The following is a 25,686-nucleotide window of genomic DNA, read 5'->3' on the forward strand; positions in this document are numbered from 1 at the left end:
ACAACAATGAAATTGAAAAGATATTTCTTGGGCATGGCTGCAATACTTACCCTTGTCGGCATGAGCTCTTGTAAGGGCGACTACGACGACTGGGCAGGCCTGCAGACCAATCCGGAGGAGAATGCTGTCACTATCCCCGGTTTCACGTCACAGACAACATCTTCTGAGACGAACCCTATCAATCTGAACAATGCTCAGCCTGTGAAGGACAGTGTAAACATTGCAACACTTCAGGTGCCTGCTGAATACCAGTATGGTGTGACGAATGTCCGTGTGGTGCTCAAACCTACGGGTGAGGGTGCCAAGTCTACAGTCTCAAAGACGTTTGATCTAAGCACGAACTGCAACATGGACAGTGCTACGATCCAGCAGTATGTCTCTGACAGCTATGGTCTGAAACCTGTTCCACGTAAGTTCTCTGCAACGGTGCTTGCCTCTGCCAAGACCGGCAACGACTATGTGTATGTCAATACCGGTACGTTCGATGTGTACGTAGAGCCGAAGGCTCCCGTGCTCTCTGAAGTAGGTTACTATTTCGTTGGTAATGTGAAGGGCGCTGTCAAGGCTGATGGTAAATATGGTTGGAATGAGAACGATACACAGTTCAAGTATGAACTTGGTGGTGCTGATCCCTATTCGAACCCCGAGTTCACTATTCGTGTCCCAGCTAAGGAACTGACCAGCGACCATCTCGAGTTCAAGTTGCTTGACCTGGCTCATAAGGGTGACTGGAATGCTCCTACCGTGCTCGGTGGTGATGCTCATACCCACGATCTCACCGTGGACGAAAAGAAGCCTGTTACCACCAAGCTCATTGACAATGGTAAAGGTGGAAACATTCAGTTTGCCGGCACAACAAAACAGTATTATATCATCCATGTCAACCTCCTCGACCAGACGGTCTACGCTACTGCAGAGGATATCCCGCAGCTCTTCATGACAGGTGCCAACTACGGTTGGGACGACAAGTGGATGGAGCTGACCATGGTTAACGGTAACCAGGACCTCTTCTGGACCGTTAAGTACTTTGACAAGGACGAGCAGTTCAAGTTTGCTCCACAAGCCGGTTGGGATAATAGTTTCTCCCCTGTTTGCGATGGTGGAGACCAAGCCAGCCACTTCGCAATAGATGGTGGTAATGTGAAGTGCAGCAAGGCAGGATGGTATCTCCTCGTTGTAGACCGTGCTAAGCATACCTTCAAGGCTTACACGCCGAAGGTCTACCTCATGGGTGATACTTCTGCTGACGGATGGGGTACACGCACCAAGGCCGACTTGTTCTCCACACCTTCCACCAGAGACGGTAGCTTTGTATCACCAGCACTGAAGAATGACAATGCCGTACGTATTTATGTTGAGATTCCTGAGACTGATTGGTGGAAAGCCGAGTTCGGCGTTGCCGCCAACAAGTCCATCCAGTATCGTGGCAACAGTGGCTCAGACGGTGCATCCTTCACCTCTGGTGCTGGCAAGAAGGTCTATTTGAACTTCAGCACAGAGACTGGTGACATCAAGTAATCATTTGGCTTCATCATATAAGCGTATATTTTAAATAATATATCCGCTAACATCTAAAAAGGGGCAGCTCCGTTGCGGGGCTGCCTTTTTTTGTAAGCAGCGGTATGTAGGGTTCAATAGGACGCTGCTGAGCAGCATCTTACAGGACGAAGCGTCTGTCACTCGCACAGCCGGCGGGCTATCTCGTTGAGGCCGAGGCACTCGGAGCGGCTGATGGTCTTGCGCTCATTGCTGTGAAAGGTGGGTCCGAGGAAGAGAAGCTGACCACGTGCGCAGGCATCAAAGCTTTTGCCCGACGGCTTTGTCAAAGGCGCAAAGCCGTTGTCCTTGAGGATGATCTCCGGAAAGCCCGCGTCGAAGGCGGCACGCATGATGGCTCGCTCGCCCGGTGAGATCGAAGGCGAGACAAGGATAGCCCCATGGCGGCAAAGAGCCAGCGCCTTTGCCTTCTCTGCCTCTATCTGTTGCTCAGTGAGACTTCGTGAGCACTGTATCTGGATGTAAAACGGTTTGCGGAGGAGAAAACGGTTGCCCAAGGCTGAGAACGTCATGCCCTTCCATTCCAACGATCGCTGGACACGAAAGAACTCTGGGTGCTCGCGCTTGACAAGAAGCCGACGGGGATTGTCCATAACATAGCGTATCCAAGCATCGAGTTGTCCTTCCCTGAGAAGTATCTTATCATTATAGTTGATTTCATAAAGGATGCCATGACGGCGGTCCTGACGATTTTCATCTTGGTGCTGACGCAGTTTGTCAGCAGCATACTCTTCTGGACAAAGTGCAAGGTAATCATGTCGGCAACCTACCTTGAAGCCGTTGAGAATCTTACCCAAAGAGCGGGAAAGGCGCTCTGTGACAAAGAGAATGCCGTGGAAATGGTCGGGCATGAGTTGAAAGACGATGCCTTTCATCTCCGGTATCCGTGCCAGCATCCCTTGCCAGTTCTCGATAATGGCCTCGCCGAGAGCACTGGGCGACAGACGTGGAGCATCGGGAGCACCCACAGGTTGGCGCACGTCGCCAACCACCTCACCGAAGAGCGGCCGACGTCTCTCCACACACATCGTGATCAGATAGATCTGGCGCGCCTGGTAGTCATGGCCTTCCAAGCGCCGATTCATGGAGGCGATCTTTGGTCCTGCGTACATCAGCTTTTGCTTTAGCGTCTCTTCGTCCATAGGCAAACATTGTTTCTTCGTTTTTTGCAAAGATAAGGCAAAAAAAAATAGGCAACAACAAAAGTGGGCAAAAACTTTTAAGAGAAAAGAGAAAAAAGGAAAAGGGAAGGAGAAAAGGGAAGAAGAAAGGAAGAATAGGGAAGCAAGGAAAGGCGAGGAAGGCAGGAAAAGGCAAAGAAGGCAGGAAAAGGCAAGGAAGGCAGGAAAAGGCAAGGCAAGGGTGCGCTGGGTTCAGTTTGATGCTGCTGAGCAGCATCGTACAGAACAGAGCAAGCCGCTGAGCAGAACAGAGCAAGCCGCTGGGCAGAACAGAGCAAACCGCTGGGCAGAACAGAACTTCCCCTTGTACGAAACAGTGCAGACCGTCGCCGATTAGCAAGCCGCACGCTGCGTGCGCAATCGTTTGCGTAAATAATACTTAAATAATCATAGCACATATAGGAGGGCTCTCGCTTTTTTTGCTACTTTTGCACAGCAGGCACATGTAGCGTGTGTAAAAGCAAGAAAAGCGTTATATACAGAGCAAATACAAGGCGCAGACGGTTTGCACGCCCGCCATGGTCATGCAAAAACTTTGCGGCAAGTCTGCCATACAACCTAAATTTGACAATGGAACAACCAGCACCTATCACCATGAAGGACATCGCCAAAGCTCTTGGCGTGTCGGTGGCCACTGTGTCAAGGGCAATGAAAAACAGTCCCCGCATCAGTGATGAGCAGCGCGAGCGTATCCAGCAATACGCGCGCGAGCACAATTATATCCCCAACGTGATTGCAGAGAACCTGCGCAACAGTCGCACGAAGCCCGTGAAAATCATCGGTGTCATCGTACCGCAGTTCGATCACTTCTATTTCTCCTCGATCCTTAGCGGCATCGAGCAGGAAGCCATGTCACGCGGATACACCATCATGGTGGGACAGAGTGCCGAGCAATACGACCGCGAAACGCTTCTCTGTGATAAGTTCTATCAGAACAAGGTCTGCGGCATCATCGTCAGCCAAGCCAAGGACACGATGAACTACGACCATTTCAAGAAGCTCATCAACAGCGGTGTGCCCTTGGTATTCTATGACCGCATCTGCACCGGCGTGGATTGTAGCCGTGTCGTCGTCGACGACTATCAGGGAGCGTTTAATGCCGTGAGCCATCTCATCGAGACCGGTTGCCGCCGCATTGCCTGCTACATGTCGCCGATGACGCTTGAGATCTCGAAGAACCGCTACAACGGTTACCGCGACGCCCTGTTGCGCTACGGCTTGGAGCCCGACAAGAAGATGTTCCGCATCTGCGACAATCGTGCCGACGCCGAGGCCATCACACCCGACTTGCTATCGCAGGACGAGAAGCCCGACGCCTTCTTTGCCGTGAACGACGACACCGCCATTGGCATTCTGTATACCGCCAAGCGCATGGGCTTCCGTGTGCCGCAGGATATCTCGGTCTGTGGTTTCACCAACGGACAGCGCGCCGTGGCCTGCGACCCGATGCTCACCACTGTGGAGCAGCGTGGCGTACTCGTCGGCGAGGAGGCCGCCGACATTCTCATCAGCAAGGTAGAAGGAGAGATACCCATGGACAAAGTCGTCAAGCGCGTCGTACGTACGAGACTGATCATCCGCGGCACAACGAGATAAACGACAGACACTATAGAAGCTATAGAAACCATAGATGCTATAGATGCTATAGATACAACAGATACAATAAAGATCATAACCACCGAACAACTAAAAGAATCACGATATGAAAGAAAAACCAAATCTATCTTTCTGGGGACTGTGGAACCTGAGCTTTGGGTTCTTCGGCGTACAGATTGCCTATGCTCTGCAGAGTGCCAATATCAGCCGGATCTTCGCCACGTTAGGTGCAGACCCGCACAGCTTGAGCTATTTCTGGATACTGCCGCCGTTGATGGGCATCATCGTACAACCGATTGTCGGTACTTGTTCCGACAAGACCTGGTGCCGCTTCGGTCGCCGCATTCCCTATCTGTTCATCGGTGCCGCCATTGCCGTACTTGTGATGTGTCTGCTGCCGAACTCCGGCTCGTTTGGCATGACCGTGTCTACAGCCATGACCTTTGGTTTGATCGCACTGATGTTTCTCGACACCTCTATTAATATGGCCATGCAGCCTTTCAAGATGCTGGTGGGCGATATGGTCAACGAAAAGCAGAAGGCTGCCGCCTACTCCATTCAGAGTTTTCTGTGCAACGCAGGCTCACTGGTAGGCTATGTTTTCCCCTTTGTCTTTGCACTCTTAGGCATTGCCAACACCGCGCCTAAGGGTGTTGTCCCCGACTCTGTCATCTATAGTTTCTATGTCGGTGCCGCCATCCTCATCCTCTGTGTCATCTACACTGTCGCCAAGGTAAAAGAGTGGAATCCAAAGGAATACGAGGAATACAACGGAGTGAAGGAAGACGTCAAGGAAGAAGAGAAAGGCAGTGGCAACTGGCTGACACTGTTGAAGAACGCCCCCTCCACATTCTGGAAAGTAGGTCTTGTGCAATTCTTCTGCTGGTTTGCATTTATGTATATGTGGACATACACCAATGGCACCGTGGCCGCCAACTGCTGGGGCACCACCGACGTGACCAGCGAGGGTTACCAGGCTGCCGGCAACTGGGTAGGCATTCTCTTTGCCGTGCAGGCTATCGGCTCCGTGATTTGGGCTCCTATCCTGCCGAAGTTCACCAACCGTAAGGTTGCCTACGCCGTGAGTCTGCTTTTGGGTGGCATCGGCTTTGCCTCCTGCGCCTTCATCCACGACCAGTATCTGCTGTTCATCCCGTTCCTACTCATCGGTTGCGCTTGGGCCGCCATGCTTGCTATGCCGTTCACCTTTGTCACCAATGCCCTGCAGGGCTATGGCCACATGGGTGCCTATCTGGGACTCTTCAACGGCACCATCTGCATCCCGCAGATCGTAGCTGCCGCCATCGGTGGCACGCTGTTGGCACTTGTAGGCAGCGTGCAGAGCCACATGATGATTGTAGCCGGTGTCGCTCTCGTGCTCGGTGCACTGAGCGTGAGCGCCATCAAGGAAAAATAGATTCTAAAAAAACGATAACAACTATTGCTTTTAGTGTCATTCTCTCTATGAAAAGACTTTGGAGCATACCTCTTTCCCTACTGCTCGCTTTGCCCACATGGGCACAGCGAGCCTACCACGGTGACGGTCCCGACGACGTACTGCGTTTCGTGCCCGTCGCCACGGTGTATGCACTCAAGACATGTGGCGTAGAGAGTAAAAGCGGATGGAAACAACTGGCTGTCAACACCGTTGTCTCCTACGCCTTTTCTGCTGGCACCACGTGGGCACTCAAACACAGTATCCATGAGTGGCGACCCGACTGGACCGACAACCACTCCTTTCCCAGCGGACATACTGCATTGGCCTTCACCGGTGCCGTCATCCTCGACAAGGAATACCGTCACGTCTCCCCCTGGATCAGCGTGGCAGGCTATGCCGTGGCAACGGGAGTGGCTGTCGACCGCATGGCACGCAACCGCCATGCCTGGCAGGATGTCACAGCAGGAGCCGCCATCGGTGTGGGCAGTACGCTCTTGGGCTATTGGCTCGGCGAGAGAATCACAGGAGAGCACAACCGTTACGCAGTGACCACAGACGGACAAAGCCTCAGCCTCTGCATACAACTCTTCAACAAATAATCCCCCTACCCTCTCATACTCTCACTGTGTTTAACTTTTGCGCTGACAAGCTAAATCACCTGACGACACGATAAAGTATGAGGACAAGCTGAAACTTTCAAGATCCAAGCAAAGCATTACAATCGTTTGCACAATCTTTTCTGCTGTTTGTGCAAGTCCATGACATTCAACCATCTATTTTTTCGTAATTTTGAACGTGAAATTATAAAAAACCTAAAGCTCGATGAACTTAATATTTAGCATAGACTACAAGACGGTTTTCGGAGAAGAACTGGTCTTGAACATTATGAAAGATGGAGCCGTTGCGCAATACCATCTGGGCACCACTGACGGTGCACGATGGACATGCCAGCTGACCATCCCCGATACCAATCAAGTGTTGGAATATTATTACAGTGTAGACGCCATCGGCAGTGAGCATCGTCATGAGTGGACCACCGTACATCACAAGCTGGAGCTCAATGCCTCCAAGGGCAAGAGCTACACGATGTATGACCATTGGTCCGACATCCCTGAGGACGCTTATCTCTACAGTTCTGCTTTCACGGACTGCCTCTGTCCTCATACACTGCATGAGCTTCCCTCTTCATCATTCAGCAAAACCGTACGACTGATCGTGCGTGCTCCCCAGCTGCGCTCCTCTGAGCGTCTTGCTATCATCGGCAGCAACCCCGCCTTAGGAGCTTGGGACTCCACAAAAGCCGTGGAGATGACCGAGCACAACATCAACGAGTGGGTAGTGGATCTCAATGCCGACGACTTCCCCGAGGGAGAGATGGAGTTTAAGTTCGCCGCTCTCGACAGCAAGAAAGACGTCACGCCACTTTGGGAGTGCAGCAATAACCGTACAATAGAATTACCGGAAATGAAAGACGGCGAGGTCGTGGTCTATGATCTCAACGAGGCTTACATGCCCATCTACAACACCAAGATCGCCGGTACGCTCGTGCCAGTATTCTCCCTGCGCTCAAAGACCAGCTTCGGCGTCGGTGACTTCGGCGACCTGAAGAAGATGATCGACTATATCGACAAGACCGGGCAGCGCGTACTGCAGATCCTGCCGATCAACGACACCACGATCACTCACACGTGGACCGACTCCTATCCTTATAGTTGCATCAGTGTGTTTGCACTGCATCCGATGTATGTAGACCTCACACAACTGCCACAGCTGAAGGACGCCAAGGAGCGCGACCGCTTCGAGAAACTGCGCGTTGAGCTCAATGGTCTGAAGCAGATCGACTATGAACGTGTCAACAATGCCAAACTCGAATATCTCCATCTGCTCTTCGCTCAGGAGGGCAAGCAGATGATGAGCTCTAAGAAATATCACGAGTTCTTCCACGAAACAGAGCAGTGGCTCGTGCCCTATGCTCAATATGCAACATTGCGCGACAAGTATGGCACGGCCGACTTCTCACAGTGGCCCGACCATAACACATGGGACGAGGCCGACAGAAAAGAACTCTCCAACAGCCGCAGCAAGCTATATAAAGAGGTGGAGTTCTGGTATTTCGTTCAGTATATTCTCAACACTCAGCTCGACGAGGCTCATGCCTACGCACGCCAGCACCACGTCATCCTCAAGGGCGACATCCCTATTGGCGTGAACCGCTATGGCTGCGACGTATGGATGGAGCCACGCTACTTCAACCTCAACGGACAGGCCGGTGCGCCACCCGATGACTTCTCTGTCAACGGTCAGAACTGGGGCTTCCCAACCTACAACTGGGACGAGATGCTCAAAGACGGTTGCCAGTGGTGGGTACGCCGTTTCCAAAACATGGCGAAGTTCTTCGATGCTTACCGTATCGACCACGTGCTCGGCTTCTTCCGCATCTGGGAGATTCCAATCAACTCGGTACACGGTCTGCTCGGTCAGTTCGCTCCCGCACTTGGCATGACAGCCGACGAGATCCGCGGCTATGGCCTCAACTTCCAGGAAGAGAGATTCACCACACCGTTTATCACCGACTGGACACTGGAGCGTATGTTCCATGAGAAAGCCAACGATGTGAAGGCTAAATATCTCGACCGCATCGACGGCGAGCGCTACAAGATGAAACCGGAGTACGACACTCAGCGTAAGGTAGAGAAAGTCTTTGCCGGTGTCACCGACCAGGACGAGCTCAACATCCGCGATGGTCTTTACGCCATGATCAGCGACGTGCTCTTTGTACGCGACACCAAGGATGCCTCGAAGTTCCATCCGCGCGTGTCCGCACAGTTCAGCTTCATCTACGAAAGCCTCTACGACAACGACAAGGGAGCTTTCAACCGCCTGTACAACGACTACTTCTATCGCCGCAACAACCAGTTCTGGTATCGCGAGGCCATGAAGAAGTTGCCGCGACTGGTCGAGGCCACACGTATGCTCGTCTGCGCCGAGGACCTTGGCATGGTGCCCGACTGTGTGCCATGGGTCATCAACGAGTTGCGCATCCTCTCACTGGAGATCCAGTCCATGCCGAAGGATCCACACGTACGCTTCGGCCATCTCTCACGCAATCCTTATCGCTCGGTCTGCACGTTCTCCACTCACGACATGCCGACACTGCGCCAATGGTGGGACGAGAACTACGAGCGCACACAGGACTACTACAACAGCATGCTCTACCGTGGTGGGGCTGCTCCGCATCCTCTGCCAGGCTGGCTCGCTCGCGACATCGTCTCGCGTCAGCTCACCTCTCCTTCTATGCTCTGCATCCTGAGCATACAGGACTGGCTCGCCATCGACGACAAGCTGCGTTTGCCCGATGCCAATGCCGAGCGCATCAATATTCCCGCCAACCCGAAGCACTACTGGCGCTACCGCATGCACCTCAACATCGAGGATCTCATGACCAACAACAGCTTCATGGCTAACGTCAAGGAACTGGTCAACCAGAGCGGGCGCACCAACACCTTCGGAGAAAGATAAGGAAAGTCAACCCCTAACCCCTCCCAGGGGAGGGGAAGGCTAACGCAGAAATAGGAGACTATAGAAACTATTGGGGCTATAGGGTCTACAGAAGCTATAGCCCTTAACCAAATGATAATATTAAATCAAGCGATATGAACAAGATAGCAAGCATCATCTCTTTGGCACTGCTCATGCCCTTGGCAGCTTTGGCACAGACGGTGAAGTCGCCCGACGGCAACGTCAGCCTCACCTTCTCGCTCACCGGCAATGGCGTACCCACCTACGAGATGACCTATAAAAACAAGGCTGTCGTCAAGCCTTCACACCTCGGACTTGAACTTGCTAAAGACAAGCACGCCAGCAAGGGCTTGCGCGAGACCAGTCTCATGGACGGCTTTACAGAAACCGGCAGCACAAAGTCAACTTTCGACGAGACCTGGACTCCCGTCTGGGGACAGTATGCCAAGATCCGCAACCACTACAACGAGATGGCCGTGAACCTCACGCAATCCGCTACCAAGCGCAAGATGACAATCCGCTTCCGTGTATATAATATAGGTATGGGTCTGCGCTATGAGTTCCCACAGCAGGACTCTCTGGTGTATTTTGTCATCAAGGACGAACACACTCAGTTTGCTATGGCTGGTGATCACACCGCATGGTGGCTTCCCGGCGACTATGACACTCAGGAACAAGAAACGCAGGAGAGCAAGCTCTCTGAGATACGCGCCCGTTTCCATGACGCCGTGAACTGGAACAATTCGTCGGTTGCTGTCTTCTCGCCCACAGGCGTGCAGACCGCCTTACAGATGAAGACCAAGGACGGACTGTATATCAACATCCATGAGGCCGCCTGCATCGACTATGCCACCATGCACCTCAACCTCGATGACAAGAACATGGTGTTCGAGTCGTGGCTCACTCCTGATGCCACCGGTATGAAAGGCTATATGCAAACTCCCTGCAATACGCCTTGGCGCACCGTGGCCGTAAGCGACGATGCTCGCGACATGCTCTCTGAGGCCAACAACCTCATTTACAATCTCAACGAGCCCTGCAAGATCAAAGACACTTCCTGGATCCATCCTACAAAGTACTGTGGCGTATGGTGGGAGATGATCGTCGGCCGCAACTCATGGAACTACACCGATGAGTATCCGTCCATCAAGCTCGACAGCATCGACTGGAGTAAGGTGAAACCCAACGGCCGCCACGGTGCCAACAACACCGAGGTGCGCAAGTATATCGACTTCGCCGCTGCCAACGGTCTCTCCGAGGTACTCGTCGAGGGATGGAACGTAGGTTGGGAAGACTGGGCCAACCATTGGAAGGACTATGTCTTCGACTTCGTCACGCCTTATCCCGACTTCGACATCAAGGCACTCAACGACTATGCCCACTCCAAGGGCGTGAAACTGATGATGCACAACGAGACTTCTTCGAGCGTGGTCAACTACGAGCGTCATTTGGAGGCTGCCTACAACTTAATGAACAAATATGGCTACGATGCCGTGAAAAGTGGTTATGTGGGCGACATCATCCCACGCGGGGACCATCACTTCTCGCAACCGATGAACAATCACTATCTCTACTGCGTCAAGGAAGCAGCCAAGCACCATATCATGGTCAATGCTCATGAGGCCACACGTCCTACCGGCATCGCCCGTACATGGCCTAACCTCGTCGGCAACGAGAGTGCGCGCGGCACGGAGTATGAGGCTTTCGGCGGCAGCTATCCCAACCATACTGTCATCCTGCCCTTCACTCGTCTGCAGGGCGGCCCGATGGACTATACACCGGGTATCCTTGAGACTCAGCTGAAGACCTGGAGCGACAACCCAAGCTATGTACACACCACACTTGCGGGGCAGCTCGCTCTCTATCTCGTCATGTGGGGACCATTACAGATGGCTGCCGACCTACCCGAGAACTATGCCAAGTACAACGATGCCTTCCAGTTTATCAAGGACGTTGCCATCGACTGGTCCGACAGTAAGTATATCGAGGCTGAACCTGCCCGCTACATCACCGTAGCACGCAAGGCAAAGGGCAGCGACAACTGGTTCCTCGCCGGCAAGTGCGACGAACATGGACATCAGAGCACCGTGAAACTCGACTTCCTCGACAAGGGCCGCAAGTACGAGGCTACGATCTATGCCGATGCCAAGAACGCCAGCTACGACAAGAACCCAAAGGCATATGTCATCACCAAACGCACAGTGAAGAAGGGTGACACCCTAAAGTTCACCGAGGCACCCGGCGGAGGATTCGCTGTCAGCCTAAAGCCTGCCCGCTAACCCCTCCCAAAGGAAGAGGAAAAGCGGATCGGAGGAGTTCTATACCTTCCCCTACACTCCTCATTTTCTCTACACCCCTAAATCACCTTTAGCAACAAACCATGAACATCAGACAACTATCAATATCTGTCATCGCTATGTTGGCAACAAATATGTCTGCTTGGGCGCAGGATGTCTTTCGCGAGATGTCCTACAGTCCCAAGCAGACTGTTTTTTATCTCAATAGCCCCAAGCGACCTACCCTCTCGTTGTGGAGCGACGGCGACGGCGGTCAGCCTCTGCGTACGGTGAAGATGCGCGCCGACGGCAAGAACCGTTGGAAAGCCACCGTCAAGGGCGACCTCAAGGGACAGTTCTATAGCTTTAACATCGGACGCGGTGACACACCGGGCGTCTTCGCCAAAGCAGTAGGCGTCAACGGACAGCGCGGTGCTATCATAGACCTGCGTCAGACCAACCCGGAAGGCTGGGCTGATGACCATAGGCTCACCACCCATTCACCTGCCGACCTCGTCATCTACGAGATGCACCACCGCGACTTCTCCATCGCCAGCCACGCCGACCATCCGGGTAAGTTTCTGGCACTGTCAGAGCCTTGGGCGGTGGACTATCTCAAGAGCCTCGGCGTCAACGCCGTGCATATTCTGCCGTCGTTTGACTTCGCCTCTGTCGACGAGGCCAAACTCGACAAACCACAGTACAACTGGGGCTACGACCCACTGAACTACAACGTGCCGGAGGGCAGCTACTCCACTGATCCCTATACCCCCGCCACACGCATCCGTGAGTTCAAGAAAATGGTACAAGCCTTGCACAAGGCTGGCATACGTGTCATCCTCGACGTGGTCTATAACCATACCTTCGACCTCGACAACAGCAACTTCCAGCGTACCTATCCCGACTACTACTACCGATTCACCAAGGACGGTAAGCCCAGCAACGGCTCGGGCTGCGGCAACGAGACCGCCTCAGAGAAATCGCTCATGCGCGAATTCATGCTCGAAAGCGTGAAATACTGGGCCACAGAATACCACATCGACGGCTTCCGCTTCGACCTCATGGGCGTGCACGACATCCCGACGATGAACGCTATCCGACAGGAGCTCACAGCCCTCGACCCGAACATCTTCATCTATGGCGAAGGCTGGAGTGCAGGCAGCTGCGCCCTTCCCAACGACCAACTGGCCATGAAAGCCAACATGAAACAAATGCCGGGTATCGCCGCCTTCTGCGACGATTTGCGCGATGCTGTACGCGGACCGTTCAGCGATGACCATAAACCCGCGTTCTTAGCTGGACTGCCGGGGAGCGAGGAGAGCATCAAGGCAGGCATCGCAGGCATGATTGCCCATCCGCAAGTGGACTATACCAAGGTGAACTACAGCAAGGAGCCATGGGCCACCGAGCCCACACAGATGATCGCTTATGTCAGTTGTCACGACGACATGTGCCTCGTCGACCGTCTGAAGGCTTCCATCCCGAACATCACGTCATCTGAACTACAAGCCCTCGACAAGCTCGCCCAGACGATCGTATTCACCTCTCAGGGTGTGCCCTTCATGCTCAGCGGTGAGGAGTTGCTGCGCGACAAGAAGGGTGTGCACAACAGTTTCAACTCGCCCGACAGCATCAACGCCCTTGACTGGGGCAACCTGCAGCGCTATCCCGGTGTCACAGATTACTATCGCCGGCTTATCGCCCTGCGCCGCCATCACCCGGCTTTCCGTCTCGGCTCAGCCGCCGCAGTGCGTGAGCATCTGGAGTTCCTGCCGTCGCAGCCTGCTCTGGTAGCCTTCCACCTGAAGGGTCTTGACGGCATCGACAGTTGGAGCAACATCTATGTCATCTTCAATGGCAACCGTGAAACCCGCACCATCACGTTGCCAGAAGGCACATACCGTGTGGTCTGCCAAAACGGACAAATCGACGAGACCGGCCTCACTATCCTACCTGGAGGTGACGTAAAGGTAAGCGGACAGAGTGCGATGATTATGGTAAAATAAATATAATAGAAGATATGAAGAAAACGCTCATGACTTTAGGACTGGGACTGATGATGGCCACGGCAACTTCTGCCACCACCATCAGCCGCATCGACCCCACTGACTGGTATGTGGGGATGAAAGACCCGAGCCTGCAGCTCATGGTCTATGGTAAAGATGTAAAGAATGTCAAGCAAGTCACTACCGACTACGCCGGCGTGAAGGTGGACTCCATCGTCCGTCTCGACTCACCCAACTATCTGCTTGTTTACCTGAACCTGCAAGGTGCCAAAGCCGGACGGATGACGCTGAACTTCGACGGCAAAAAGGTGCGCTACACGCTTAAAGACCGCACCATGCGCGGCGAGGATCACAAAGGCTTCTCCAACGCCGACGTGCTCTACCTGCTCATGCCTGACCGTTTCGCTAACGGCAACCCGAAAAACGATGTCGTCAAGGGTATGCGTGACCAGACCTGCGACCGCACCAAGCCAAGTCTGCGCCACGGCGGTGACCTCGCCGGCATTGAACAGCACCTCGACTATTTCACCGACCTCGGCGTCACCGCACTGTGGTTCACTCCGATCTTAGAGAACAATTGGCCCAACGACCATGGCGTGAACAGTTCGTACCATGGTTACGCCACCACCGATTATTATAAGGTAGATCCGCGCTTCGGTACCAATGCGGAGTACAAGCAACTCATCGACGAATGCCACAAGCGTGGGCTGAAGGTGGTGATGGACATGATCTTCAACCATTGCAGCGATTATCATCCCTGGAACCTCGACCCGCCTACAAAGGACTGGTTCAACAATCCCAACTACGGCTTGCAGACAAGCTATAAGCTGACCCCGGTTCTCGATCCCTATGCCTCGAAGCAGGACATGTGCGAGACCGTCGACGGATGGTTTGTCAAGTCCATGCCTGACCTCAACCAGCGCAATCCTCACCTCATGCGCTACCTCATCCAAAACAGTGAGTGGTGGATAGAAACAGCTGGCATCGACGGCATACGCATGGACACCTATCCCTATGCCGACCGAAAGGCGATGGCCGAATGGATGAAAACCCTCGACACGGAATATCCCAACTTCAACACCGTAGGCGAGACGTGGGTCACCGAACCAGCCTACACCGCCGCCTGGCAGAAAGACTCAAAGCTCAGCAACATGAACAGCTATCTCAAAACTGTCATGGACTTCAGCTTCTTCGACAAGCTCAGCCAGGCCAAGCATGAAGAGACCGACGACTGGTGGAAGGGACTCAACCGCATCTACAACAGTCTCTGCTATGACTATCTCTATGCCGACCCGTCGCACGTGCTGGCCTTCATCGAGAACCACGACACCGACCGCTTCCTTGGCAATAGCAAAGACTCCACAGCACTGAAACAGGCACTCGCCCTGCTGCTGACGATGAATCGCATCCCACAACTCTACTACGGTACAGAGGTGCTGATGAACGGAACCAAGGAGGTCACCGACGGCAATGTACGACGCGACTTCCCTGGCGGTTTCCCCGGTGACACGCACAACTGCTTCACCGCCCAAGGCCGCACCAAGGCCGAGAACGCCATGTTCCAGTGGGAAAGCAAACTGCTCCACTGGCGTCAGGGCAACGACCTCATCAGCAAGGGAAAGCAGACACAGTTCATCCCCTTCAAAGGCATCTACGTCATCGCACGCCAGTATCAGGGGCGCACGTCGCTGACCATCCTCAACGGCAAGCGAAGCGAGGCCACCATGTCCGTAGCCCGCTATGCTGAGGTCATCGGCAAAGCCACCACTGCAACCGATGTCATCACCGGCCGCAAAATCGACCTCACCCACGACATCACCCTGCAACCCAGGGAAGCCCTCGTGGTGGAATACTAAAAAAATTTAGGAAGTTCTTTCCTCTTTGAAGAAAGCACAGAGAGAAATGAATAAAAAGCAACGGCCGCCACGTAATCCCGTGACGGTCGTTGCTGTTTTTTCTTGTAAAGATGATGCCCCTTTCCCTATAGGTTCACGCTGCAAAAGAAGGTGACGAGTATCGGAACGCTCACCTCCAGGCAGAGCCCATGGAAGATGGCGATAGGCATATAGCGCTTGTTGCCCGTGCTGCTCAGAATGGAAGGCAGACACACATCCATGGACGAGATGCCCGCCACACTGATCGCTGCCCATCCGCTGCCACGGTGAGCGACAAAACGGCAACTGAGCAACGACACCATCTCTCGCACGATATTGGCCAGCAGCGCTATCGTGGCCAGTTGGTTGGCAGCGGCAGAACCGACGGCGCCCGCCTTGACCTGACTGATGAGCACCGACGAGAGCGAGTAATAGCCAAAACCGCTGCCCACTGCAAGGAAGTCGCTCAGCGAATGACCACTGAACAACAGCACCGCCGTGGCGGTAAACAACAAGGTTCCAGCAATGGTAAACACCGGCAGCAACAGCATCTCCCAACGGAATCCGGCAAACAGCCGGTCGAGATGCTCCATCGACCCGATGCCCATGCCCACCTGTACAATGAGCAACTCCAAGAGCAACATCGGCAACTGAGGGTTGAGCAACCAATGGGGAGTGACACCGGTCATGCCTACAAGTACGCCGGTCAACAGCGAAACGAACAAGAGCAGGTTTCCTTTCATGCCTCGCCCTCCGTCTTTTTCTGCATGAGATGGTTGAACAGACGGGCGGCACCAAAGCTGCCCGCCATACCCAACAGTGCCACCACCACGGCCTCCAGACCATAGAAGCCGATGTTGTGCATCAGCGAGTCGTTGGAGCCCAAACCCAGTCCGAAGACAAAAAGCAGGGCACAGATAGTATAATGAGCGCTTGTCTCTACCTTGTGGATATGTGGCACTCGACGCAGCGCAAAGCCCAGCACGATGCCGACAAGCAAGACAATAAGTATCCTAAACATTCTTTTCCTTTATTGGTTACGGCTTGCAAAGGTATAGAAACAGCATCAATATACAAAAGGAAAAGGCAGTCAATTAGCATAAAAACCGTATATTCATAGCTTTTATTGACCTGTGTCAAGCATTTCGCAACCGATATTGTGATGATGTGACGCGGGACGCATCACCTCCTACTTCCTCAGCTCTTGGCGGTAATCACTCCCCCCTCTCCCTTTGGAGATTGGTTAGGGGGTGAGGCCGAAGGGGTATAGGGGTGAGGCAGTATTTAGGCATTGACGCTGTTCTCCCGCAACAGTTGCAAGTCATCATTTGCAGAACGGCAGCGTCAATGTATTCAGTGTTTGCTTTTGTCATGGATCTGTTTTGGGAATAATGCTATGATTGAAATACTTACGTGCAAAAATACAAATAACCAGTCAGTATCGTAAATCTATCACTGAGTTTTTGGCTTGCATGGCTGTATTTCCGCAAACAAGTATCCACATTAATAGGTATTCTCGTGTGTTTATTAAGTTGCGTTTGCATTCTTTCGCTCTTTTTTTGTTACCTTTGCAACGTATTAGTCATATTCATTGTAGAAGTTTAGGTAACACTCATCTTGCCAATGCACATTGACCTAACTGCCAACACATCATATAAATATAATCACTATCTATAATCACAAGCAATGATACAAAAGCAGACATTCCATTATCTACTTCTGTTCGTCACCCTGCTGTGGCTTGCGCTCCCGGCTTTTGCCGGACCGGTGCTGGGTCACAAGCTGACGGTGAGCGTGACAGATGCCTCGAATAAGGAGCCGATCGTCATGGGCTCCGTGCAGCTCCAGCCGCTCGGCTCCAATGCCGTGACCGACATGGACGGCAAGGCCACGATCACCAATATTCCCGACGGCAACTATCAGTTGGTGGTGAGCTACGTGGGCTATGTCACCTCCACAACGCAGGTGAAAGTCTCCAAAGACGTCGACATGCACATTTCCTTGCGCATCAGCGACCTCTCACTCAAAGAGGTCGTCGTCACCGCCAAACAAAACGCTATGGGTACGAGCAGCAAGATCGGACGCCAGGCCATCGACCACCTGCAGGCCTCCTCTCTGGCCGACATCATGCAGTTGTTGCCCGGACAGATCATCAAAAACACCGACCTCACCAGCCAGTCCAACCTGCAGTTGCGCACGCTCGTGAACAACAACACGAGTGCCTTCGGATCGAGTATCATCGTCGACGGCATGCCGATGAGCAACAATGGCGCGATGACCCAAGGACCCTTCAGTGCCACAGCGTTCACCGGCACGGACCTCCGGCAGATCAGTGCCGACGACATCGACAACGTCGAGGTGGTGCGCGGCATCCCCTCGGCAGAGTATGGCGATCTCACCTCCGGTCTTGTCATCGTTCACTCCAAGGCAGGTGTCACGCCGTGGCAGGCTAAGGCTAAGATCAATCCCGAACTGCAGAACTACTCACTCAGTAAGGGCTCCTCGCTCGGCCGCGCCGGCATCCTCAACCTTAGTGTCGACTATGCCAAAGCGTGGAGCGATCCGCGTCTGCGCACCCGTTCCTATCACCGCTGGACGGGCAGCATGGCTTGGAGCTATAACATCTCCAAGACATGGCACATCGACACCCGCGTGAGGATGGCACAGACACGTGACTGGAGCGGCAACGATCCCGACGCCCGACAAGACGGCTCGGAGACGAAAAACGACTACCTCTCGCTCGGCTTCACCCACAACGGCAAGATACGTCTCGACCGTATCTTCTCACGCAACCTGAGCTATACCCTCGGCGTGAGCTATGCCTGGCAGGACAGCCGCAACACCGCCTTCGTCTCCGTGCCCGGCGGACTGCTGCCCATCATCACGGCCATGGAGACAGGCTACCACCCCGTGAGCTGGGCCACACAGAGCTATCTCGCCACCAGCAAGACGGAAGGGCGACCGGGAAACATCTTTGCCAAGATTGCCGATGACTTCTATTTCCACTGGGGCAAGACACGGCAGAGCTTCAAGGTGGGTGCTGAATACCACTACGACTGGAACGATGGACGCGGCTACTTCAACCTCGACGAGAGCCGTCCGCTGCGTCCCAACGCCAACGGTCGTCCACGTGCCTACTCCGACATCCCGGGGCTCCATCAGCTTGCTGCCTACGCCGAGGATCACTTTGTGTGGTCGCCCAACCGTGTCAACCACCTGCGGGCACAGATCGGTCTGCGCTTCACAGCCCAGCAGCCTTTCTCCAACCTCAGCACCACAGCCCTCAGCCCGCGCGTCAACCTCTCGTTCGACGTGACGAGATGGCTGGCTCTCCGCGCCGGCATCGGCCTCAACAGCAAGACACCGGGACTGAGTTATCTCTATCCCGACAAGAAATACGACGACCGCGTGGCTGTGAACTACATGCCGCAAGGTGCCGACGCTGCCGTGCAGCAACTTCTGGTCTATCACACGCAGGTGTATGACGTGAAGCGAAGCACGGACTTGAAGAACGCCACCACGACGAAGATCGAAGCCGGCGTGGACGTAAAGCTGCCCTGGGGCGGAAAGCTGAGTGTGCTGGCTTATCACGACAAGACGCCCAACGGCTTCGGGGCGGCAACGGAATACTTCACCTATCCCTCAATGGTCTATGACGTTTCTCATGGTCTCATCATCACGCCGGGAGCCGCCACCACCGTGGACTACGCCAATCCCGCACGCACCGACCTTGTGTATATGACCACGGGAAAGATCGGCAATACCAACACCACGATCAACAAGGGACTGGAGTTTGACTTCGACCTCGGCACCATCCGGGCCATCAACACGAGCTTTTACTACAGTGGTGCGCTCTCTGAGACCAAGACCTACAGCACCGATCTCAACACTGCCAACGTCAAGACGGCTCTGCTGCCCTCTGCTTATTCGGCTTACGGACTGACGCCCTTCAAGGTGGTCTATCCCTCCGGCTTGGACTATGACCTCTACCGGCAGTACGTGAGCACCGTGCGTGTGGTGACGAATATCCCGTCGCTGAAGATGGTGGCATCGCTCGCCGGGCAATCTATATGGCAGACCTACAGCTGGAGCTATATGGCCGACAAGCAGGCCATAGGTCTCATCGACACCAACCTTGGCTACCACGCACTCTCCGCCGACATGCAGAACGGCTATCTCGACTATGCCGGCAACTACTACACAACCCTGCCCGCCGGCACACAGGGCATTGCCGTCGCCGACCTCGCGCTCAACTACAAGGATAACGTGCCCACAAAGACCAAGCCGACATGGAATCTCTCGGCGCGACTCACCAAACAGCTCGGCAACATCGGCGGACTCTCACTCTATGTCAACAACGTCATCTTCTACGAACCCTACAAGGTGGCGAACAACAACACAGGAACGCTCGTGCAGCGCAACACCAACAACTTCAGCTATGGCATGGAGCTCTATTTCAACTTATAATCAACAGATACCCTATACCATATTATATATATAAGCAGATGAACAACAAGAAACATACAGGTCTGTGGACGCTATTGCTGCTGTTTCTGACCCTCATGGTCAGCTGCGTCGACTATAGCGACACGACCCAGACCATCAATGTGGACATTCGCGTGGAGCAGCCCACCGATGCCACCACACAGCTCGCCCTTGGCGGTCATACCGTGACGCTGACCCGGGAAGGCGGAGGCGAGACAACGGCCGTGACCGACGACAATGGCATCGCACACTTCACGGAGCTCATCCCCGACGTATACACTGTCTCGGTGTCATGGCCCCTTACTGCCAGCGAATATCGCCAGGCCACTGGCGACACGGAAGTCAACGACGGTGCCATCGTAGCGGGCAGCAGTCATTCCCAACTGCTCACGACTGACACAAAGGCCTCGCCGCTGACCCTCGCCACACAGTTCACCATCACACGCTCGCTCGTCATCTCAAAGGTGTTCTATGCCGGCATGAAAGATGTAAACAAGAAAAACTATCTCGCCGCACAGTATATCGAGCTCTACAACCAAGGCGACGAGGCGGTGGACATTGCGGGCATGTACCTCGGACTTGTCGAGTCAAATGCCTCACCGGCTTATACGCTCGAGCAGATCGCTTCTGGCTTTCAGGACTCCGTGGTCGTGCTCAAGCAGCTGTTCCGCATTCCCGCCGCTACACCTCACTTGGTGAACCCCGGACAGTCGGTGGTGCTCACCAACAGTGCCATTGACCACACTGCTAACGTCGGCACGCCCATGAATCTCTCCGATGCTGACTACGAGGCCAAGGACGCACAGGGAAAGACGCTCAACAACCCCGCGACACCGGCGCTCGAACTGGTCTACACGGCGTTCAGTGCCATCTCGAAGATGAACATCGGACAGGGAGGTCCCACCGGCGTGGTACTCTTCCGCAGCAATGCCGCCGTGAGTTCCTGGCAGAAAGTATACAACTACGGAAAGACCTCGGGCAGCCAGTGGCTCGCCGCCGGCATCTCGCAGATCCTCGACGGCGTGGACATCCTGAAATATAAAAACACGGGTACCATTGACCTCGCCACCAAACGTCTCCTGCCCGTCATCGACGCGGGAGCCACCTACATCCACTCTGCCAGTGGATACAACGGCGAGACCGTATATCGAAAGAAATCCACACGCAAAGGAGCCAAGGGACAGTATATCCTGCAGGATACCAACAACTCGACCAACGACTTTGCCGTTTCATCCACTCTAACGCCACGCAACTATGAATATTGATCATAAGACGCTCACCCTTGCTCTTTTAGCCGCATCCTCTACATTCCTCCCTACGACACTGCAGGCTCAGACCATCGACGAGTCATCCTATCGCCTCGCCGACGCCGCCTCGCTCTGGTCCACCACCACTAATGCGGCCGGTCTCACCCTCGACGACCGCGTCGACCGGGGTGTCGCCATGATGGAGGGCAGCCACGAGAACCGTGACTTCCACCACGTGCAGGAAGGCAATCAGGACAACAGTCTTCGCTTCTTCACCGAGCGCTATCAACACTTAGGACGCTACCTCTATGGCTATGGCAAGTTCGACTTTGACATGGGTCGTACGAAGAACCGCCGGTGGAGCGACGTGCGCCGGACCTACAACAGTGATCCGTTTATCTCCGGCAGTGAGGTGAGCGGCAGCTACGACCGTCAGGACATCAGCCTCACGGCAGCCGTCGGCACCACTGCCTTCGGCCCTTGGCGCTTCGGCCTGCGCCTCGACTACCAGCTCGGTGACCTGAGTCGTCTGCGCGACCCACGGTCGAGAAGCGAAATGCTCGACTATCGCCTCACGCCGTCCCTCACCTACTCCATCGGCCGCTCCACGCTGGGCTTGGAGGGACACTACCGCCGCTACAAAGAGAAGATTCCTGACATCACCACCGTGCAGACTGATCCCAACATGAAATACTACACGATAACGGGAATGGAAAACGCCAACGGTGTCGTCGCCGGCTACAACGGCTACATGCGCGAATACGTCAACCATGAGTTTGGCTTCCGCCTCTCCTATGCCTGGCAGTCGACCTCCTGGTCCTCACTCACCGAGGCTGGCATCGACCGCGGCAGTGAAGGAATCTACGGTGCCTATAAGTATCAGCCGGGGCACTACCATGTTTATCGCTATGCCGTAGCCAACAAGACGACATGGCGCACACCACGGTGGCTCCACGTCGTACAGGCCCGCCTGCAATACGAAGAGGGCTACGCCGACGAATATCGCCAGCAGCTCACCATCACCACAGACTCCACAACGGGTTACAACACCTACAAGTATGTCAACCAGATGACTTACAACAAGCGCTGCCGCGTGCGCCTGCTCGACGCCGCACTGGGCTACCGCCTCAACAGTGCGTCGGAGCACGGCATCAACGGCTACATCGGTGTGGACGGCGCATTGCGCTCGGTCCACAACGAGTACCATCTGCCCGCCTCGTCCTTTGCCCATCACTATGCCGACTGGGGGCTCGCTGCCGGTCATGGCTTCTTTGCCAATCGTTTCTGGATGGATGCCGCCTTCCGCCTGCGTCAGGTCTTTGACAACCGACTCAGTCTCGCCGATGCCACCACGCCCTATGCCCAGCAGGTATGGACAGCCGACTATGACGACTACTACACGGTCAACTCATGGAGAGCACGCCTCGCTCTGACCTATCAGCAGCCCATCACCGTCAAAGGCCGCACCTCGATGTGGTTCGCCCGGCTCGATGGTGGCTATCTCCATGCCGCCAACAGTCAGCACAACAGCAGGGCAAGCCTGGCCATCGGCCTGAGATTTTAATATCAACACAAAAACAAAACATGTGGTTAAAAGCCAGTGATGGTAGTTTTTGGTTAACGCACCGCTACGCGGAATAAAGAATATAAACGAATATAACGAATATATATTCTCGATATTCGGTTATATTCTTGATGCCATCGAAGATGGCACGTTAAAAGAAAAAGAGAAGGCTGGTTAGCGCTCTCGGGGATGCGCCAGCCCTTTGCGTTCTTTGCGGCTTTGCGATAGATAACTTCTACATGCACGAACACTTCCCCAACAAAACTCCCTTGGAAAAGTGACAGTGCAATGGCAAAAACTCCCTTGAAAAAGTGACAGAACAGCGAAAAACTCCCTTGAAAAAGTGACGTCATTACGAAAAACTCCTTTGAAAAATAGGAAGCAGCAACAATAATTACCTCATTATCACGTTGTTTCTGTTATATGGATACACTCAAGCGAAAGATAGAGACGACCCTTGTGGCATGGAAAGAAAAGGACGGTCACAAGCCACTGGTCATTAAAGGTTGCCGCCAATGCGGGAAGACCTTCACCGTTATGCACTTTGCCGAAGCTCATTATTCCCATGTTGTCTATGTCAACTTCATGGAGAATGATGACTTTCAACTTGCCTTCAAACAATCGAAAAAAATCGATGATATCACGATGAACCTCTCTGCTATGATACCTTCAGCCAGGTTCAATCCCAAAGATACCTGTATCATTCTGGACGAGATACAGGAGTGTCCTGATGCGCGATCGGCTTTGAAGTTCTTCAAGCTCGATGGTAGATATGATGTCATCGCTACCGGCTCTCTCCTCGGGGTGAAGGGCTATGGCACACATGGGAGCAAGGCTTCTATCCCCGTGGGGTATGAACAGAATGAGGAGATGTACCCGCTCGACTTTGAGGAGTTTCTTTGGGCGATGGGAATAGATGATGACATCATCAGCTACATCACTTCCTGCAAAGACGAGGTGAAGCCTGTCAACGACGCGATCCACCAGCGTCTGTCGCAACTTGTACGACAATATATCATCGTAGGTGGTATGCCCGAGGCGGTAGCGAATTTCGTACAGAACAGAAACATGGGCGAAGTGTTGCAGATACAGCGTGACATCATTGGAGGTTACAAGGAGGATATGCTGAAATATGCTCCTGAGACCGACAAGCCACGCATCAGACAATGCTTTGAGTCCATACCACGACAATTGGCAAAAGAAAATAAGAAATTCCAGTATTCCGTCGTACAGAAAGGCGGAAAGGCATCACAGTTCTTGGGTAGCCTGCAATGGATAGAGGATGCGGGTATCATCTGCCGGTGCTATAACCTGCACATCACAGAACTTCCCCTTGACGGCAATGCCGACGAAACGACTTTTAAAGTGTACATGGCCGATACCGGACTTTTCGTTTCTATGCTCGAAGACGGCACGCAAGCCGACATTTTGCAAGGCAATCTATACGGTTACAAAGGTGCCATCTATGAGAATGTGATTGCGGACATGTTGCACAAAACGGGTCGCAAGCTCTATTATTTCCGAAAAGACAGTGGATTGGAGGTTGATTTTGTGATTAGGTACAACGGAGAATGCGTTCTCCTGGAGGTAAAGGCCAAGGACGGGAATACCAAGAGCACACGTACCATCCTATCCCATCCCGAGAAATATCATGTTCATCATGCCATCAAGCTCGGCAATTATAACGTTGGCCTCAAGGACGGGATCCTCACGCTGCCGTTGTATATGGGCTTTCTCTTGAGATGAAACAGGGCCGGCAAATGCCGGCCCCGTTTGCTATGAATCAAATCGTATTATCTGATTACAACCTTCTTACCGCTCCCACCATGACATCGGGGGAGCAAAGACTTCGCAATCAGGCTTGTACCTGAAAGCGTATAGCATAGAGCGTTTAAAGGAAGCAAGCCTTATTTACCACTGATGACAGTGCCTTGTGAGGTATAGACGGAGCTGTTGCTGAGCTTCTGTGCGCCGGCACCGTCGTTGAGAACGTATTTGGCGGAGGCGAAGCCGGCAGGGATGATGACCTTATATCGTCATAGGGCTACCCCACTTACAAGAAAGTCGGACGTAAGCAAACCGAAACGGCAGAAAATGACGGGGCACGATTTTGTGTTCTCCTCTTTTTATATTAAATTTGCAACATAATCATCACGTCGGAGACCACCGACGACCGCTACTACGATCTCAGCGGCCGTAGCGTCAACCAACCCAAGGACAGCGGCGTGTATATCCATCATCAAAAAAATCATCGTGAGATAAACAGCATAGTATGAAGATATTCTGCATTGGAATGAACTACGCCGCGCACAATAAAGAGTTGCACGGCACATTAAAGAAACCGGATGAGCCGGTTATCTTCCTCAAGGCTGACTCCAGTCTGCTGAAGGACCATAAGCCGTTTTTCATCCCCGACCACTTAGGACGCATCGAATACGAGACCGAGGTGGTGGTGCGCATCTGTAAGCTCGGCAAGACCGTGCCCGTGCGCTTCGCCCCCCGCTACTACGACGCGCTGACGGTAGGCATCGACTTCACGGCACGTGAGCTCCAGCACAAGCTGTCGGCAGCGGGCCAGCCATGGGATCTCGCCAAGGGCTTCGACGGAGCAGCTTGTCTCGGCGAATGGGTGCCGAAGGAAAAATTCCGCGATCTCAATGCCCTGCGCTTCCATCTCGACATCAACGGGCAGACCGTGCAGGAAGGGTGCACCGCTGACATGCTCTATAAGATCGACGAGATCATCGCATATATCAGTCAGTACTTCACCCTCAAGACGGGCGACATCCTCTTCACAGGTACGCCCGCCGGTGTGGGACCCGTACATATCGACGACCACTTAGAGGGATACCTCGAAGAGAGAAAGGTGCTGGAGTTTAAGTGCAAATAAAAGAAGAGGAAATAAACCCCAAGCCCTCTCCCTAGCCCCCGAGCCCTCTCCCT

At 53.7% G+C, this 25,686-nt stretch carries 17 protein-coding genes; 14 read left to right on the forward strand and 3 right to left on the reverse strand.

Going from position 1 to position 25,686, the window contains the following annotated elements:
* Window positions 1–6 precede the first annotated feature (6 nt).
* Window positions 7–1,518, forward strand: coding sequence for an Outer membrane protein SusF domain-containing protein (locus NG346_RS01130; RefSeq protein WP_262288141.1), 1,512 nt, complete (start codon window positions 7–9; stop codon window positions 1,516–1,518).
* Window positions 1,519–1,676: 158 nt separating this feature from the next.
* Here NG346_RS01130 and NG346_RS01135 read toward each other — a convergent pair whose 3' ends face one another.
* Window positions 1,677–2,669 carry a hypothetical protein gene (locus NG346_RS01135; protein WP_262288142.1) on the reverse strand — a complete coding sequence of 331 codons (993 nt, stop codon included), beginning with the start codon at window positions 2,667–2,669 and terminating at the stop codon, window positions 1,677–1,679.
* Between NG346_RS01135 and NG346_RS01140 the strand changes: the two genes are divergently transcribed.
* From NG346_RS01140 to NG346_RS01175, 8 genes are all read left to right on the forward strand, one after another.
* Window positions 2,641–3,075, forward strand: coding sequence for a hypothetical protein (locus NG346_RS01140; RefSeq protein WP_262288143.1), 435 nt, complete (start codon window positions 2,641–2,643; stop codon window positions 3,073–3,075). The two genes, NG346_RS01135 and NG346_RS01140, sit on opposite strands and share 29 nt — an antisense overlap.
* 233 nt (window positions 3,076–3,308) lie before the next feature.
* Complete coding sequence (locus tag NG346_RS01145) at window positions 3,309–4,334, forward strand: LacI family DNA-binding transcriptional regulator (protein ID WP_262288144.1); 1,026 nt, start codon at window positions 3,309–3,311, stop codon at window positions 4,332–4,334.
* A 106-nt stretch (window positions 4,335–4,440) separates the two neighbouring features.
* Window positions 4,441–5,751 carry an MFS transporter gene (locus NG346_RS01150; RefSeq protein WP_262288145.1) on the forward strand — a complete coding sequence of 437 codons (1,311 nt, stop codon included), beginning with the start codon at window positions 4,441–4,443 and terminating at the stop codon, window positions 5,749–5,751.
* Between the two features lie 47 nt (window positions 5,752–5,798).
* Window positions 5,799–6,371, forward strand: coding sequence for a phosphatase PAP2 family protein (locus tag NG346_RS01155; protein WP_262288146.1), 573 nt, complete (start codon window positions 5,799–5,801; stop codon window positions 6,369–6,371).
* A gap of 223 nt (window positions 6,372–6,594) precedes the next feature.
* Window positions 6,595–9,291, forward strand: a complete 2,697-nt coding sequence (locus tag NG346_RS01160; RefSeq protein WP_262288147.1) for a 4-alpha-glucanotransferase — start codon at window positions 6,595–6,597, stop codon at window positions 9,289–9,291.
* A 134-nt stretch (window positions 9,292–9,425) separates the two neighbouring features.
* Window positions 9,426–11,570: a glycoside hydrolase family 97 protein gene (locus NG346_RS01165; RefSeq protein WP_262288148.1), complete on the forward strand. Its 2,145-nt coding sequence runs from the start codon at window positions 9,426–9,428 to the stop codon at window positions 11,568–11,570.
* A 101-nt stretch (window positions 11,571–11,671) separates the two neighbouring features.
* Window positions 11,672–13,573 (forward strand): type I pullulanase, encoded by a 1,902-nt coding sequence (pulA, locus tag NG346_RS01170; RefSeq protein ID WP_262278976.1) that lies wholly within the window; start codon window positions 11,672–11,674, stop codon window positions 13,571–13,573.
* A gap of 14 nt (window positions 13,574–13,587) precedes the next feature.
* Window positions 13,588–15,429, forward strand: a complete 1,842-nt coding sequence (locus NG346_RS01175) for a glycoside hydrolase family 13 protein (protein WP_396266673.1) — start codon at window positions 13,588–13,590, stop codon at window positions 15,427–15,429.
* Window positions 15,430–15,554: 125 nt separating this feature from the next.
* Here the strand turns inward: NG346_RS01175 and NG346_RS01180 are convergent, their stop codons facing one another.
* A complete protein-coding gene (locus tag NG346_RS01180) occupies window positions 15,555–16,190 on the reverse strand; it encodes a lysine exporter LysO family protein (RefSeq protein WP_262288149.1) in 636 nt (211 codons plus the stop codon).
* Window positions 16,187–16,468 (reverse strand): lysine exporter LysO family protein, encoded by a 282-nt coding sequence (locus tag NG346_RS01185; RefSeq protein WP_262288150.1) that lies wholly within the window; start codon window positions 16,466–16,468, stop codon window positions 16,187–16,189. Before NG346_RS01185 ends, NG346_RS01180 begins: the two co-directional genes overlap by 4 nt.
* Before the next feature lie 665 nt (window positions 16,469–17,133).
* On the opposite strand from NG346_RS01185, the gene NG346_RS01190 reads away from it, so the two are divergent.
* The 5 genes from NG346_RS01190 to NG346_RS01210 all read left to right on the forward strand — a co-directional run bounded on the left by NG346_RS01190 (window position 17,134) and on the right by NG346_RS01210 (window position 25,633).
* Complete coding sequence (locus NG346_RS01190; RefSeq protein ID WP_262288151.1) at window positions 17,134–19,914, forward strand: TonB-dependent receptor; 2,781 nt, start codon at window positions 17,134–17,136, stop codon at window positions 19,912–19,914.
* A gap of 38 nt (window positions 19,915–19,952) precedes the next feature.
* A complete protein-coding gene (locus NG346_RS01195) occupies window positions 19,953–21,197 on the forward strand; it encodes a DUF4876 domain-containing protein (RefSeq protein WP_262288152.1) in 1,245 nt (414 codons plus the stop codon).
* On the forward strand, window positions 21,187–22,743 hold the full coding sequence (locus NG346_RS01200) for a DUF6850 family outer membrane beta-barrel protein (RefSeq protein WP_262288153.1): 1,557 nt from the start codon (window positions 21,187–21,189) through the stop codon (window positions 22,741–22,743). The genes NG346_RS01195 and NG346_RS01200 overlap by 11 nt, the downstream gene beginning before the upstream one ends.
* 423 nt (window positions 22,744–23,166) lie before the next feature.
* A complete protein-coding gene (locus NG346_RS01205; protein WP_262278982.1) occupies window positions 23,167–24,489 on the forward strand; it encodes an ATP-binding protein in 1,323 nt (440 codons plus the stop codon).
* A 526-nt stretch (window positions 24,490–25,015) separates the two neighbouring features.
* The gene (locus NG346_RS01210; RefSeq protein WP_154535136.1) at window positions 25,016–25,633 is read left to right on the forward strand and encodes a fumarylacetoacetate hydrolase family protein; all 618 of its coding nucleotides are present in this window, start codon (window positions 25,016–25,018) and stop codon (window positions 25,631–25,633) included.
* Window positions 25,634–25,686 lie beyond the last annotated feature (53 nt).

The sequence above is a fragment of the Hallella absiana genome, from assembly GCF_025457485.1.
Taxonomy (GTDB): domain Bacteria; phylum Bacteroidota; class Bacteroidia; order Bacteroidales; family Bacteroidaceae; genus Prevotella; species Prevotella absiana.